Consider the following 13,926-nt stretch of genomic DNA (forward strand, 5'->3'; position numbering starts at 1 on the left):
TTCATTCGAAATCTCCTCGTTCATCTTGCCGAGAAAATTCTACGTTTGCAGCCCCTTAAAATCGGGGGGGATTACCCATCATCCCGGGCTTGTAGAGATAATGCTTGTCCCAGACATGCCCGGTCGAGCCGGCCGATATCGCCGGGCGTGCTGCGAACCTGACATTCGAGCGGAACTTGTGAAAGTACGAGTCCACGCTGCGCAGCGTTGCCCGACGCAGCAGGCGCGCAGCGGACATCGGAGATTGCCCTTGCCGCCAGGTTGGTATGCGGACGACCTTGTTGGGTTCGGACTTTCGCGAAAACGCGAAGCGCTTGCCCTTATCCATAGGCCAGCCGGCTACGAGCATATAGCTGGCGAAATCGACGAGTTGCGCGTAGTCCTCGTTCGGCAGCTCGCGAATGGCGCTGATGGGCGTGCCGGTCAGTCCGGCCAGAAGGCTTTGACCTGCGGCGACGACCTGATTGCGCGCATCGTTCGTCATGCCCTTGTCGAAGCTGACCACGGCCAGATCGGCGCGCCTCTCCTGGATCTCATCGACAAAAGCTGCATGAAAGGCAAGTTGCAGGCCCTTGTCGTCGTCCATCATGAGCAGAAGCGGCACATCGGTGCCTGAAAGCATTTCGCGGACCCGAAGCGCGTGCGCGCATTGCAAGACGTCGTAGCGCACCAGCGCACCATCGTGCGGCAACTGGTAGAGTTCCGTGTCTGGGATCTTCTTCTGCTTGCGGAGCTTGAACAGGTATTGATCGAACTCGGACTGCGTCCAGACGCGGGCGTGCTGGCGGAAGGCGACCGAGACATCGTCCTCGTCCGCAGCCAGAGACTGCGCCTCGGCTTGCTCCATGGTCATCGACGGGTCGAACTGGAACGCTGCTTCCATGATGTAGCCCGAGCGGTGGTGGGCCGTGCAGAGGTGCTGAACAGCCACCGGTGTGCGTTTGCGCTTCGTGGGCCAATTCAGCATCAGGGTCTGGCTATCCGTGGCGAACCGCGACCCGACCTCCCCGAAATCAACCCGCCCGAAGTCTTCCCGCTGGGCGATGAAGGCCTGGATTTGGTCGTGAAAGAAGTCGATCTTGCCGTATAGGTCTCGATACGATGTGTCGGTGATCTTGCAGATCTTCGAGAGCGAGACGTCGTTGCAGAGCATCTTGAAGATCACCCGGTTTTTGTCGCTGCGCAGATGGCGTCTGGCGGGCTTGCCGATCGAGAAGGTCTTCTTGCACAGGCCGCACTGGAAGCGAGGGTCACCGTTCGCGGTCCTGCCGTAGCGACGGTAGAACTCCGGATGCTCGTCCGGGGACATGCCATGTGCGAAGCAATCCTTCGAGCGGCATGAGGGGACAGTCGGATCGAACTCTTGCAACCGCTTGAGTCGCTGGTATTCTTCCCAGACGGCCCTGTTATTCTTGATCCTGGCTGTCTTGTTGCAGGTCGGGCACTGGAAAAATTCCGCGTGCTTCGCGCCTGACACTTCGCCACGCAAGACTCCCGGCGGAGCAGGCGGCGCGCCGTTGGGCCGCTTGAACGGATCGGGCGGCACGCCGTAGCTCGCGCAAGTCGGATTGCGGCAGAAGTTGAGATCGAGCCCCTCGAATGCGGGAGGCAAACGCCGTTCCAGTCCGGAATCGGCTGTCGAAGATATTTTCGAGAGATCCAGCACCTGTTACCTCCTTCGAGAGATCATTCAAGGTGCTGTTTTTGAGAGTAATGTTGGCCGCAGTGCGGCCAACAGAAGCGATTAAATCAACATTTGCCGTAAGGGGCTGGCCCCTGTGGCCGCCTTTTCCTTATCAATCCGGCCTGCGCCCGACGGTGGAATCCCTTACCCCGGCGACCGCATAGATAGACTCGCGGCCAATTCTCACTTACCCTTACGTCAGCGGCCAGTATTTTTTTGGTCGCATTTCGCGACGGCTCAGGCCGTCCGATCCGACGATTGCAACAGTGAGAACAGTCCCATGACCCATTTTTCCAAGACCATGATTGCCGCCCTCTTTGCCACCGCTATCGCAGCGCCCGCCGTCGCGCACGATATCGAAAGCCGCACCGTGGCGTTGCCAGTGATCGGCGCAGGCGATGCTTATGAGGTGGTGATCAAATGCCACCACGGCTATGCGCTCTCCGGTGGCGTCAAGAAAGGCAAGCGGATATTTCCCGACGGCCCCTTGGTTGTGTCCGGCAGCTATCCCAAGACCACCCGCAGCTGGGCCATTGAGCTGACGAACCGCAGCGGACGACCGACCGGCGCGATGGAGACCTCCGCCACGGTCTATTCGCTCTGCGGCTACCACCATTGATTCCGGTTTGCGCACCGCACAGACGGTGCGCATCTTTGGACAGGTGATCTCCGGGCCAAACGCGTTACGTTACGGTCAACAATTGGAGAAACCCCATGCAGACAGTACAGGCCCAAGGCGTCCACCACATCACCCTTGTCGGCGCGAACCGCCAGAGTTCAATCGATTTCTGGGAAGGCGTGCTCGGCATGCCCTTCGTTTTCGAGCAACCCAACCTCGATGATCCGGAGCAAAGCCATCTCTATTTCGATCCTGGCGATGGTCGGCTGATCACCATTTTCACGGCCGAGGATCGCACCCCGGACAGGCGCCCGACACCTACGGAACCGGGCTGCGTCCACCACATTGCCTTCAACATCAGCCGCGCCAACTGGCTGTCGGCCAAGGCCCGTCTGGAGGCGCGCGGGATTTCCGTCACGGCGCGTGATCGCGGTTTCATGGACTCGCTGTATTTCCGCGATCCGCTCGGGCTGACCATCGAGCTTGCCAGCTACAAGTTCGAACCGCCCTTCGGGCGCAGCCATACAGAAGTGCTGCACAAGGCGCATTTAATCCGCGTCGAACAAGGCGATCAAGCCATCGAAACCGAACACGTCGCCTTGGCCATTGATCGAATGGGGGCAGAGCGCGATCTGTCTCTGTCGACGGACCGCACACCCAAAAACCCATTCAAGTCAAAAGGCTAGACCTCAATCTGTGGTTTCCACCACCATCAGTTCCCGCTCCGACGCGCCGCGCGCATGGCTCAGCGCCTCCTGGTAGGCGTCGGAGTGGTAGCAGTCCACCGCCGCTTCGACGCTGGGGAACTTGGCCACCACGTTACGCGGCCGTTCCTTGCCTTCAAGCTGCACGAAACGCCCGCCCCGGGCGAGGAACGTGCCGCCGTGATCGGCAATCGCCGGTCCGGCCAGCTTGGCATATTTGCCGTAGGCCTCTTCATCCGTAACGGTCACATGTGCGATCCAGAGTGCTGGCATCTTGGTCTCTCCTTGAAAAATATCTGGCGAAACGCTGCCCCGCATTATCTCCGGGGCAGCAGGCTCAGCCCGCAATCACCGCTTCAGACGCCTTGATGGCCGCATCGGCATTCTCGACGGAGGGGCCCCCGCCCTGAGCCATGTCCGGACGACCTCCGCCGCCCTTCCCGCCCAGTTCGGCAACAGCCGCCTTGACCAGATCCACAGCCGACAGCCCGGCCTTGAGATCGTCGGTTACGCCCGCGGCCACCGCCGCCTTGCCGCCCGCGTCCGCAATCAGCAGCACGGCCCCCGAACCAATGCGCGTCTTGTGCTCGTCGATCAGCGGCGGCAGGTCCTTGCCGGTCACGCCACTGAGCACCTGAGCCACGAACTTAACCCCGTTGATCTCGCGCGTCTCGCCGCCAGAAACGCCCGCCCCGGCGCCGCCAGCCATGGCCAGCTCGCGCCGCAGCATTGCGACCTCATTTTCGAACTTCTTGCGCTCATCAAGCAGCGCCTTGACCCGCGCGGGCACATCCGACGCCTGCGTTTTCAGAACCCCCGCCACTTCGGAGAGCCGCTTCTCCTGCGCCCCCAGATACGCCAGAGCCACCGCTCCGGTCAGCGCCTCGATCCGGCGAACCCCGGCGCTCGAAGCGCTGTCGCCAAGCAGGACAAAAGCGCCAATATCGCCGGTCTGCCGCACATGTGTGCCGCCGCAAAGCTCCAGCGAATAGGTCTTGCCGTCACTGCCTTTGCCGGAACCATCCTGCACGCCCATCGAGACCACGCGCACCTCGTCGCCGTATTTTTCACCGAACAACGCCTGAGCACCGATCGCCCGCGCATCGTCTGGCGTCATGATCCGGGTGTTCACAGGCGAATTCTGCCGGATATAGGCGTTCACATCCTGCTCGACCCTGGCAATTTCCTCTGTGCTCAACGCCTTGCCGTGGCTGAAGTCAAAGCGCAGCCGGTCCGGCGCGTTCAGCGACCCACGCTGCGCCACATGATCCCCGAGCGCCTCGCGCAGGGCCTCGTGGAGCAGGTGCGTGGCCGAGTGGTTCGCCCGGATGGCACCGCGCCGGCCATGATCGACCTCCAGAGCCAGGGCATCGCCGCGTTTGATCGTGCCACGATCGACCGTCACATGATGCGCGAACACCTTGCCGCCGCCCATCTTCTGGGTGTCGGTCACGCTCGCACGCTCGTCTTCGTTTTCCAGCCGCCGCAGCCAGCCGGTGTCACCGACCTGACCGCCGCTCTCGCCGTAAAACGGTGTCTGGTTCAGCACAACCCAACCGCTTTCGCCCTCGGCAATCGCATCGACCAGCGCGCCATCCCGCACCAGCGCCAACGCCTGCCCCTCCGCGGCTTCAGTGTCGTATCCGAGAAAATCCGTCGCGCCATGCTTGTCCGCGATCTCGAACCAGACCGCGCCATCCGCAGCCTCACCAGAGCCGCTCCAAGCCGCCCGGGCCTTTGCCTTCTGTTCGGCCATCGCCGCATCGAAGCCTTCGGTGTCCACCGAACGGCCCTTCTCGCGCAAGGCATCCTGCGTGAGGTCCAGGGGAAAACCATAGGTGTCATAAAGTTTGAACGCCGCAGCCCCCGGAAGCGGCGCATCCTCGGCCAGCCCACCCAATTCCTCATCGAGCAGCTTCAAGCCGCGATCCAGGGTCTGTTTGAAGCGCTTTTCCTCATTCTCCAGCGTTTCCTGAATAAGCGCCTGCGCCTGTCCCAGTTCCGGATAGGCTTCGCCCATCTGGCGCACCAGCGAGGGGACCAGCTTGTGCATCACCGTATCCTGCGCGCCCAGCAAATGCGCATGGCGCATTGCCCGCCGCATGATCCGGCGCAGAACGTAGCCGCGCCCGTCGTTCGACGGCATTACCCCATCGGCAATCAGGAAGGAGGTCGAGCGAAGGTGATCCGCGATCACGCGGTGGTGCATCTTGCCCGGACCGTCGGGATCGGCACTTGTCGCATGGGCGGATGCTTCGATCAGCGCGCGCATCGTGTCGGTATCATAGTTGTCGTGGCTGCCCTGAAGCAGCGCGCCGATGCGCTCAAGGCCCATTCCGGTGTCGATCGACTGCATGTCGAGCGCCTTCATCGAGCCGTCCTCGAACTGCTCGTTCTGCATGAAAACCACGTTCCAGATCTCGATGAACCGGTCGCCATCTTCCTCGGGGCTTCCCGGAGGGCCGCCCCAGATGTGATCGCCATGATCGTAGAAAATCTCGGTGCACGGACCGCAAGGACCGGTCGGCCCCATCTGCCAGAAATTGTCCGACGTGGCGATGCGGATGATCCGGTCCTCTGGCACACCAACCTTCTTCCAGATCTCGAAGGCCTCATCGTCCGTATGGTAAACGGTGGTATAAAGCCGCGAGGGATCGAGCCCGAATTCCTTCGTCACCAGCTCCCAGGCGAAGGGGATCGCGTCATCCTTGAAGTAATCGCCAAAGGAGAAATTCCCCAGCATTTCAAAGAACGTATGATGACGCGCCGTGTAGCCGACATTGTCCAGATCGTTGTGCTTGCCGCCAGCGCGCACGCATTTCTGCGCCGTGGTTGCTCGCTTATAATCACGCGTCTCGACGCCGGTGAAACAGTTCTTGAACTGCACCATGCCAGAGTTGACGAACATCAGCGTCGGATCGTTGCGCGGCACCAGCGGGCTGGACGGCACGACCTGATGCCCCTGCTTCTCGAAGTAGTTCAGGAATGTGGAACGGATGTCGTTCAGACTTGCCATGGGATCGGAGCCTCTTTTCGGGCGAAAACTTGTCCAAACGTCTATCGTCGCGCGTGCCGCGTGTCCATAAGCCAGACCACCCACAGACCGCCTCAAAAGACCTATTTTCAAACGAAAAGAGGCGCCCAAAGGACGCCTCTCGTCAAGAATGGCAATGGTCCGGGATCAATCGTCCTCGACCATATCCCCATCGCTCTCGTCCATCTGGAAATCCAGACCATGCGCGGCACGGATCTTATCCTCGATTTCCATCGCGATCTTTGTGTTTTCCTTCAGGAAATTCTTCACATTCTCGCGGCCCTGGCCGATGCGCTCGTCGCCGTAGGAATACCAGGCGCCGGATTTCTCCACCACGCCGGCCTTCACTCCAAGGTCGATCAACTCTCCGGTCTTGGAGATGCCTTCGCCATACATGATGTCGAATTCCACCTGCTTGAACGGCGCGGCGACCTTGTTCTTCACGACTTTCACACGGGTTGCGTTGCCCACGACCTCGTCCCGGTCCTTGATGGCACCGATCCGGCGGATGTCCAGACGCACCGAGCTGTAGAATTTCAGCGCGTTGCCGCCCGTCGTCGTCTCCGGCGAGCCGAACATGACGCCGATCTTCATCCGGATCTGGTTGATGAAAATCACCATGCAGTTGGTCCGGCTGATCGATCCGGTCAGCTTGCGCATGGCCTGGCTCATCAGACGGGCGTGCACGCCCACGCTGCTGTCGCCCATGTCGCCTTCAAGTTCAGATTTCGGCGTCAACGCCGCAACCGAATCGACCACGACCATGTTCACAGCCCCCGAACGCACCAGCGTGTCGGTGATCTCCAGAGCCTGCTCGCCGGTGTCGGGCTGCGAAATCAGCAGCTCGTCGAGGTCGACACCCAGCTTCTTTGCGTACTGCGGATCGAGCGCGTGCTCGGCATCAACAAAGGCACAAACACCGCCCTTCTTCTGCTCTTCCGCAATCGCATGGAGCGTCAACGTCGTCTTGCCCGAGCTTTCCGGGCCATAGATCTCGATGATCCGACCCTTCGGCAGGCCGCCGATGCCGAGCGCGATATCCAGGCCCAGCGAGCCGGTCGAAGTCGACTCGATATCGCGGATCGCATTGTCTGCGCCGAGTTTCATGATCGACCCTTTACCGAACTGCCGTTCGATCTGGGCCAGGGCGCTGTCGAGCGCCTTTTGCTTGTCCGCGTTCTTCTTGGAATCCATAGTCAGGAGGTCTGCCGTTGCCATCACTTCCGTCCTTATTTCACACGCCGTCTCCGGCGGCAATCACTGCATGTGTTCTTGCCTTGTTCTCAACGGTATGGGATCAAAACAGGAACATTTCAAGACAAATCTTACTCTTCTCACTTTGCAGACGGCGGGTTAAGACTTCGTTGACGCGGGCAAACATGGCACGAAGGGCTGACAATGCTGGTTTTCTGGAAAGCGCGGCTGGTGTTTCTGGCTGTCCCCAAGACCGGAACATCGGCCTGGGAAACCACGCTGCTGCCCTTTGCCTCCATGACGGTGCTCGACCCGCCGGAGCTGAAACATGCGCCTGTCTATCGCTATAATCGCTTTTTCCGGCCCATGTACGACAAGATGGGCGCCTCGGACATGGAGCTGCTGGCAGTGGTGCGCGAGCCGATTTCCTGGCTTGGGTCGTGGTATCGCTATCGGCAGCGCGGCTTTCTCGAAGGCAAATCGACCTCCACGCGTGGCCTGAGTTTCGATGCGTTCTGCCGGGCCTATGCAAGTGACACACGTCCCGCCTTCGCCAATGTTGGCAGCCAGGCGAAATTCATCGAACCGCGGCCCAACGGCGTCTCCGTCAGTCATTTGTTCAAATACGAGAATCAATCCGGCCTGATCGACTTCCTGCAAGATCGGCTGCAAATCGCCATCGAGCTGCCACGGGAAAACGTCTCGCCGCGGCGGGAACTCGATCTCACCGCAGAGACCGAAGCCTTGCTTCGCCGGACCTGCGCAGACGACTTCGCGGTCTGGGACAGCGCCCGCTAACGCTCCCTGCGGGCCGGTCAATTCAACTGCTGGTGCACCGTCTCCGTCAGATCCGTCAGTGAGAAGGGTTTGGGCAAAAAGACGGAATTCGGGATTTCTTCCCGCCCCTCGCCAAAGGCATCCTCGGCATAGCCCGAGACAAAGACAACGCTGACGTCAGGCCGTGTCTTGCGCGCCTCGCGCACCCAACTGGGACCATCCATGCCCGGCATGACCACGTCGGTGACAAAGATATCCACCGCCAGATTTTCATCTTCGAGCGTCGCCAAAGCCTCTTCCGCCGTTTCCGCCTCGATGACCGTGTAGCCGCGCAAACGCAGCGCCCGCGCCGCAAACGCGCGCACCGGAGCTTCATCCTCGACCAACAGCACCACGCCAGAGCCCTTCTCAGGCAGCTTGCGCGCTTCGGGTTCGGGCCTCGCCACTTGCGCCACCTCCGTCGGTTCGAAGGCCGGCAACAACAAGGTGAAACAGGTTCCCTGCCCGACCACGCTGTCCACGAAAATGAATCCGCCCGTCTGCTTCACGATGCCATAAACCGTCGACAGTCCAAGGCCCGTTCCCTCGCCCGGGCGCTTGGTGGTAAAAAACGGCTCGAAGACCTTCTGCAGCTTGTCCTTTGGAATGCCCGTGCCCTCGTCGGTGATCCGCACGGAGACATACGTGCCCGGCTCCACCACCGCCCGGTCACGCTCCAACGCCTCACGCAGGATACGCCGCTCGGTTTCCACGGTAATCTCGCCTCCGTCCGGCATGGCATCCCGCGCGTTGACAACAAGGTTGACGATAACCTGTTCCAACTGCCGCTTGTCACCGCGCACAGGCGGCAGCACCGGATCATGCCTGAGCCGAAGCGAAACCCGCTCGCCCACAAGCCGGTTCAGAAGATGCGTGAGGTCAGAAAGCGTATCGCGCAGATCCAGCACCTCCCGCCGCAGGTTCTGCTTGCGGGAAAACGCCAGAAGCTGGCCGACGAGCGAAGCCGCCCTGTTCGCGTTCTGATTGATCTGCACGAGGTCGCTGTAATCCGGATCGCCCTGATCGTGACGCAGCAACATCAGGTCACAATGGCCGGAGATCGCAGTCAGCAAGTTGTTGAAATCATGCGCAACGCCACCGGCAAGCTGGCCGATCGCCTGCATCTTCTGGCTCTGGACGAATTGCATCTCCAATGTCTTCAGCTCGGTCGCGTCATTCAGAACGGCCACAAGGCAGGGTTTGCCTGCCTCTGTCACCTGCTTGAGCGTCACCTGGACATAAATTTCCTGATCCTCACGGGTCAGCCGAAGGAACTCGGATCTGTGCAGACCGCGGCCCTCGATTGCTTCCTGAAGCCAGTCAGTCAGCGCACGCCCGAGTCCCACCATGTACTCTGCAAGATTGCCACCGCTGGTGGACTCCAGTGAAAGCATGCGCCGCGCTTCGGGATTGGCGCGCAGGATACAGCCTTCTGAATCGACCTTTACCAATGGCACCGGCAGATTGTCGAAACCACCATCGACCTCGCCGGACGCAGTCTCTTGCGGCGCTTTGTCAACGACAGGAACAAGACTGAGCTCTACCCGCCCGGCCCCGATTTCAGAGGCATGGAGCAGCATCGGCTCTGGTCCGCCGGACGTCAGAACCCGGTGCACACTTCCCGACCGCAACGGCATGTCGTCGATCACCTCTTCGATGCGTTTGACGCGCTTTCCAGCCACTTCGCGCGCACGCGGGTTCATGTAGAGAACAGCGCCGTTGCGCCCGAGCGTGAGAACCGCCTGATCATTGCGCGCGGCAGCGGCCTGCGCACCGTCTGGCTCAAGCCTCCAGAACACGATCGGCCCCGGCAGAATCCTTGTATAGACACAGAACCCCTCCGCGTGGCTGGTGATGTCTTCGACCGCGTACCCGTCCTTTTCGGCGCGGTTCTGCAGGCGGTAGATCACCCCTTCGGCACTGGCAAAAACATCGCGCAGAATCACTGCAAGCGGTGCACCATCAGCAACGGAGAACCGCGTACGGGCGGCTTTGTTGGCGCCGATAAGGCCGCCCTCGCCATCCGTGACGAAACAATAATCGGGATCGCCCTCGACCATATCGAGCAGGAGCGACGTGCGTCGCAGACGCCGCCAATCGGACAGCGCCTTGGTCAAAAGCCAGCCAAGCCCGAGACTGCCCATCGCGCCGGTCGCGCCAAGCAAGGAGGTTCGCATCACCCCTTGTGGCACAAACCACGACGCAACAAGCGCCGCGGCGGCCATCATCAGCATCGCAAAGGCGCCATATCGAAAGGCGAGGCCAAGGCCCTGATCGCTCTCTTGGTAAGATGTAGCGGTCAAATTCCGACTCCCATGGCGAATCTTGCGTTTGATTAAAAACACCCGAGCCTTAATCGCTGGTTAACCGATTTTACGAAACACCCTTAAATTGCAATATACCGGGAAAATTCGCAACCTATGGTGCACGAAGACAGGCAACGAAAAAACCATCGCCCCCATCGGAGGGCAAAAATTGCCGCGTTGCAAGGGCTTTCCAGCCCGGATTTTGTTCATGAAATATTTGGGTTTGGCCGGCATTTTCCTCGGACAGCACCGAACATGTGGCATAGGCAAGGACTCCGCCGGGCGCGACCAAGCCGGCACAGGTCTGCAAAATTTCTGCCTGTGTCCGGCACAGGTCTTCGAGCGCCTCCGGCGTCAGTCGCCATTTTCCCTCCGGGGAGCGCCGCCACGCGCCGCTGCCGGAACAGGGAGCATCGGCGAAGACAAGATCATAAGGGCCCGTCGGCCGACCCACCTGCTGCACCGGGACGCCCGCCCGCGCCGCGCGCGGCGCCAGATCGGACATTCGCTTCGGGTCCGCGTCATGCACGTCAATCCGTGTGCCCGGAATGCGGGCCCCCATGGCAAGGGTCTTGCCGCCGCCGCCCGCGCAATAATCGAGGACCCGCATTCCGGGCTCCAGCGGCAGGAAATCGACCACGGCCTGGCTCGCCGCGTCCTGCAGTTCCACCAAACCATCGGTGAAAGCCGTACTCCGCGCCACCTGCCGCGCACCGTCCATCACCGCCAGAGCGGTCCGCGACAGCCCATGCGGCAGAGCCACGACCCCGTCCTGATCAAGGGCCGCAATCGCGCCTTCGACGTCTGACTTCAAAGTGTTGACCCGCAGAAAAACCGACGCGCGACCCTGCAGCGCCCGGGCCGTTGCCCCAGCCTGCTCGCCCAGGCTCGCTTCAAACCGAGCGCCTATCCAATCGGGCACATCCCAGGCTTCGAACCCATCCGGCGCGCGCCCCGCGCCATCCGCAGCGCCAAGCGGTTCCGGCGCATGACGTCCGCCCACGAACATTGTGTCCAGATCAATACCCTGCAAGCGCAGCAGGCCCAATACCCGCGCGCGGCCGGTCTCGCCACCGCCTAGCGCGGCGCAGCTGCGCCAGCGCCGCAGCACATCAAACACAAGATCGCGCACCGCCGCACGGTCCTTGGACCCGGCATAACGCGCGCCGCGCGCCCAATTGGTCAACGCCCGCTCAGCGGCCTCGCCCATGGCAATCCGGTCAATGATTTCGATGGCGGTCTGAATGCGCGCGGCGGGTTGCATGGGCTCTCTCCTGTAAAACCCCGCCGATGTGACGCAAGCGGCGCAGCCTGTCCAGCCTCAGCGCACGTGCAACAGCTTGCGATAGCGCTTCTGCGCGCCTTCCAGATGCAACCGCATGGCACTTGCCGCTGCCTCCGCATCCTGTTCGAGGATCGCATCGACAATCCTTCGGTGCTCTTCGTCGATAAACGCCAGGTAGCTGTCAGGTGCCCGCACCCCGGAGCCCTTCTGCAGCGCCTTTCGGGGGATCGCCGCCGCGCCCAACATGCGCAGCACCTCGGCGAAGCGTGGATTGTTGGTCGCCTCGGCAATCGCAATGTGAAAGGCGAAATCCGCTTCCGACGTGGTCTCATGTGCCTGCACCCGGCGGCTGACCTCGCTTGCAGCCTCAAAGATACTTTCGATCTGCACCGCAGAGCGCCGCACCGCCGCGATCCGCGCACTTTCGACCTCGATCGCAGTGCGCAGTTCGAGCACCTCGATCACCGAGGACACGCGGTCGAAATCGACGTCGGTAAAGGCCAGGCCGTTGTCGATGCTGTCCCGGACGACGAACACACCGGCGCCGCGCCGGGGCTCAACCAGCCCATCCGCACGCAGCGAGGCCACCGCCTCGCGCACCACCGTGCGGCTGACCCCGTATTCCTCGCAGAGCCGCGCTTCGCTCGGCAATCGGGACCCGAGCGCGAACTCTCCACCAAGGATCCGCGCCGAGAGCGCCTCCTTCGTCGAATGCACCAACGTGCCGCCTTGCGCCCTGATCTCCACGGTCGTTCCTCCTGAAAACAATCAGCCCTTATGTCACCGGAGCGGGGTTGAACAAGGCCAAAGCGTTGTACAATCCCAGCGCCTCCGCCTTGGTCGCCTCACCACTGGCGGCGCGCAGGATGTGCTCGAACACCCGTTGTCCCATCTCTTCGATCGTCACCGCGCCGGTCGCAATCGGCCCGGCATCAATGTCCATCAGATCGTGCCAGCGCCGCGCGAGATCGCTGCGCGTCGCCACCTTGAGCGTCGGCAGAGCAGCGAGATTATACGGTGTGCCGCGCCCTGTGGTAAAGATGTGCAGCGTCGCCCCCGCCGCCAGCTGCAGCGTGCCGCAGATGAAATCACTGGCCGGGGTCGCACAGTAAAGCAGCCCCTTGTCCCGTGCCCGCTCGCCGGGCGGAACCACCGCCATGATCGGAGCGTTGCCACTCTTGACGATGCTGCCCATGGCTTTCTCGACGATATTGGACAGCCCGCCGGCCTTGTTTCCCGGCGTGGTGTTCGCAGCCCGGTCGACACCGCTGCGCGCGAGATAATCGTCATACCAACTCAGCTCGCGTATGATGTCGTGCGCCACGGCTTCGGTGTGCGCACGCGCGGTCAACTGCGCAATGCCGTCGCGCACTTCGGTGTTTTCCGAGAACATCACCGTGCCACCTGCCCGCACGATCAGCTCCGCCGCCGCGCCAAGCGCAGGGTTCGCCGTCACACCGGAAAACGCATCCGAGCCGCCGCACTGCATCCCGACCACGAGATCCGACGCCGGACAACACTCCCTGCGCCGTGCGTTCAAAGCCTCGAGATGCACCTCCGCCTCGGCCATGATCCGTTCGATCATCGGCTCGAACCCGTCCTCTTCCTGCAAGGTCACCAGCGCCGCCTCGGGCAGTTGCAACAAGGCCGGCTGCAGTTTTTCACAGCCCAAGGACACCACCAACGCCCGACCGCCGAAATTCGGGTTCTTTGCAATATTCGACAATGTCCGGATCGGGATCACCGCCTCAGCCGCGTCAATCGCTACGCCGCAGCCATAGATATGCTCCAGCGCAACAACACCATCGACATTCGGATAACGCGGCAAAAGCGTATCGCGAATGCGCCGCACCGCGTGTTCCACCACGCCCGCAACACATTGCACCGTCGTCGTCACCGCCAGCAGGTTGCGCGTGCCCACCGAGCCATCGGCATTGCGATAGCCTTGAAACGTCGCCTCGACCGGCGCGCCGAGATCAACCCGGCGTGTCGCCATCGGCAAGGCGTCCAGCCCCGGCGCCTCCGGCAAGCCACTGTTGTGCTCATTGACCCAGGATCCGGCGGTCAGATCCTCTGCAGCGATGCCAATGATCACGTCATAGCGCCGCACCGCATCGCCCGCCTTCAGATCGACAAGCGCCACCTTGTGACCCTGCGGAACCCGGCTCTGAAGGCGTACGCCCATCGCCTCCGCCCCCGCTGGCAGCCCGTCATCGTTAACCACGATGGCCACATTGTCGTTTGGATGCACCCGGATTAGGCGCGCAGGAGTCGTCATCGTTCC

11 protein-coding genes are annotated in these 13,926 nt (G+C 61.7%); 3 read left to right on the forward strand and 8 right to left on the reverse strand.

The window, feature by feature from the left end; genetic code table 11:
* Positions 1 to 55: 55 nt before the first annotated feature.
* Positions 56 to 1,666: a transposase gene (locus ACN2XU_RS20935; protein WP_419412300.1), complete on the reverse strand. Its 1,611-nt coding sequence runs from the start codon at positions 1,664 to 1,666 to the stop codon at positions 56 to 58.
* Positions 1,667 to 1,964: 298 nt separating this feature from the next.
* On the opposite strand from ACN2XU_RS20935, the gene ACN2XU_RS20940 reads away from it, so the two are divergent.
* Entirely contained in the window at positions 1,965 to 2,303 is a 339-nt protein-coding gene (locus ACN2XU_RS20940) for a hypothetical protein (RefSeq protein ID WP_419412301.1), read from the forward strand.
* Positions 2,304 to 2,398: 95 nt separating this feature from the next.
* Positions 2,399 to 2,989 carry a VOC family protein gene (locus ACN2XU_RS20945; RefSeq protein ID WP_419412302.1) on the forward strand — a complete coding sequence of 197 codons (591 nt, stop codon included), beginning with the start codon at positions 2,399 to 2,401 and terminating at the stop codon, positions 2,987 to 2,989.
* Between the two features lie 3 nt (positions 2,990 to 2,992).
* Here ACN2XU_RS20945 and ACN2XU_RS20950 read toward each other — a convergent pair whose 3' ends face one another.
* The 3 genes from ACN2XU_RS20950 to recA all read right to left on the reverse strand — a co-directional run bounded on the left by ACN2XU_RS20950 (position 2,993) and on the right by recA (position 7,259).
* Positions 2,993 to 3,280, reverse strand: coding sequence for a DUF1330 domain-containing protein (locus tag ACN2XU_RS20950; RefSeq protein WP_419412303.1), 288 nt, complete (start codon positions 3,278 to 3,280; stop codon positions 2,993 to 2,995).
* A 64-nt stretch (positions 3,281 to 3,344) separates the two neighbouring features.
* A complete protein-coding gene (gene alaS / locus ACN2XU_RS20955) occupies positions 3,345 to 6,023 on the reverse strand; it encodes an alanine--tRNA ligase (RefSeq protein ID WP_419412304.1) in 2,679 nt (892 codons plus the stop codon).
* A 165-nt stretch (positions 6,024 to 6,188) separates the two neighbouring features.
* Positions 6,189 to 7,259 (reverse strand): recombinase RecA, encoded by a 1,071-nt coding sequence (recA, locus tag ACN2XU_RS20960; protein ID WP_419412305.1) that lies wholly within the window; start codon positions 7,257 to 7,259, stop codon positions 6,189 to 6,191.
* Between the two features lie 180 nt (positions 7,260 to 7,439).
* On the opposite strand from recA, the gene ACN2XU_RS20965 reads away from it, so the two are divergent.
* Positions 7,440 to 8,033, forward strand: a complete 594-nt coding sequence (locus ACN2XU_RS20965; protein WP_419412306.1) for a gamma-glutamyl kinase — start codon at positions 7,440 to 7,442, stop codon at positions 8,031 to 8,033.
* A gap of 17 nt (positions 8,034 to 8,050) precedes the next feature.
* Here the strand turns inward: ACN2XU_RS20965 and ACN2XU_RS20970 are convergent, their stop codons facing one another.
* From ACN2XU_RS20970 to garD, 4 genes are all read right to left on the reverse strand, one after another.
* Positions 8,051 to 10,285 (reverse strand): ATP-binding response regulator, encoded by a 2,235-nt coding sequence (locus ACN2XU_RS20970; protein WP_419412360.1) that lies wholly within the window; start codon positions 10,283 to 10,285, stop codon positions 8,051 to 8,053.
* A gap of 184 nt (positions 10,286 to 10,469) precedes the next feature.
* Positions 10,470 to 11,621, reverse strand: a complete 1,152-nt coding sequence (locus tag ACN2XU_RS20975) for an RsmB/NOP family class I SAM-dependent RNA methyltransferase (RefSeq protein WP_419412307.1) — start codon at positions 11,619 to 11,621, stop codon at positions 10,470 to 10,472.
* Between the two features lie 57 nt (positions 11,622 to 11,678).
* The gene (locus ACN2XU_RS20980; protein ID WP_419412308.1) at positions 11,679 to 12,389 is read right to left on the reverse strand and encodes a FadR/GntR family transcriptional regulator; all 711 of its coding nucleotides are present in this window, start codon (positions 12,387 to 12,389) and stop codon (positions 11,679 to 11,681) included.
* 28 nt (positions 12,390 to 12,417) lie between these two features.
* Complete coding sequence (gene garD / locus ACN2XU_RS20985; RefSeq protein ID WP_419412309.1) at positions 12,418 to 13,920, reverse strand: galactarate dehydratase; 1,503 nt, start codon at positions 13,918 to 13,920, stop codon at positions 12,418 to 12,420.
* Positions 13,921 to 13,926 lie beyond the last annotated feature (6 nt).

Source organism: Pacificoceanicola niger (assembly GCF_048553275.1).
Taxonomy (GTDB): domain Bacteria; phylum Pseudomonadota; class Alphaproteobacteria; order Rhodobacterales; family Rhodobacteraceae; genus Pacificoceanicola.

What these genes read in the sequence shown, in the direction of transcription:
- alaS (WP_419412304.1), bottom strand. Translation starts at nt 6,023, where the DNA reads ATGGCAAGTCTGAACGACATCCGTTCCACATTCCTGAACTACTTCGAG.
- ACN2XU_RS20940 (WP_419412301.1), top strand. Translation starts at nt 1,965, where the DNA reads ATGACCCATTTTTCCAAGACCATGATTGCCGCCCTCTTTGCCACCGCT.
- ACN2XU_RS20965 (WP_419412306.1), top strand. Translation starts at nt 7,440, where the DNA reads ATGCTGGTTTTCTGGAAAGCGCGGCTGGTGTTTCTGGCTGTCCCCAAG.
- ACN2XU_RS20975 (WP_419412307.1), bottom strand. Translation starts at nt 11,621, where the DNA reads ATGCAACCCGCCGCGCGCATTCAGACCGCCATCGAAATCATTGACCGG.
- ACN2XU_RS20945 (WP_419412302.1), top strand. Translation starts at nt 2,399, where the DNA reads ATGCAGACAGTACAGGCCCAAGGCGTCCACCACATCACCCTTGTCGGC.
- ACN2XU_RS20970 (WP_419412360.1), bottom strand. Translation starts at nt 10,285, where the DNA reads ATGCTGATGATGGCCGCCGCGGCGCTTGTTGCGTCGTGGTTTGTGCCA.
- ACN2XU_RS20950 (WP_419412303.1), bottom strand. Translation starts at nt 3,280, where the DNA reads ATGCCAGCACTCTGGATCGCACATGTGACCGTTACGGATGAAGAGGCC.
- garD (WP_419412309.1), bottom strand. Translation starts at nt 13,920, where the DNA reads ATGACGACTCCTGCGCGCCTAATCCGGGTGCATCCAAACGACAATGTG.
- recA (WP_419412305.1), bottom strand. Translation starts at nt 7,259, where the DNA reads ATGGCAACGGCAGACCTCCTGACTATGGATTCCAAGAAGAACGCGGAC.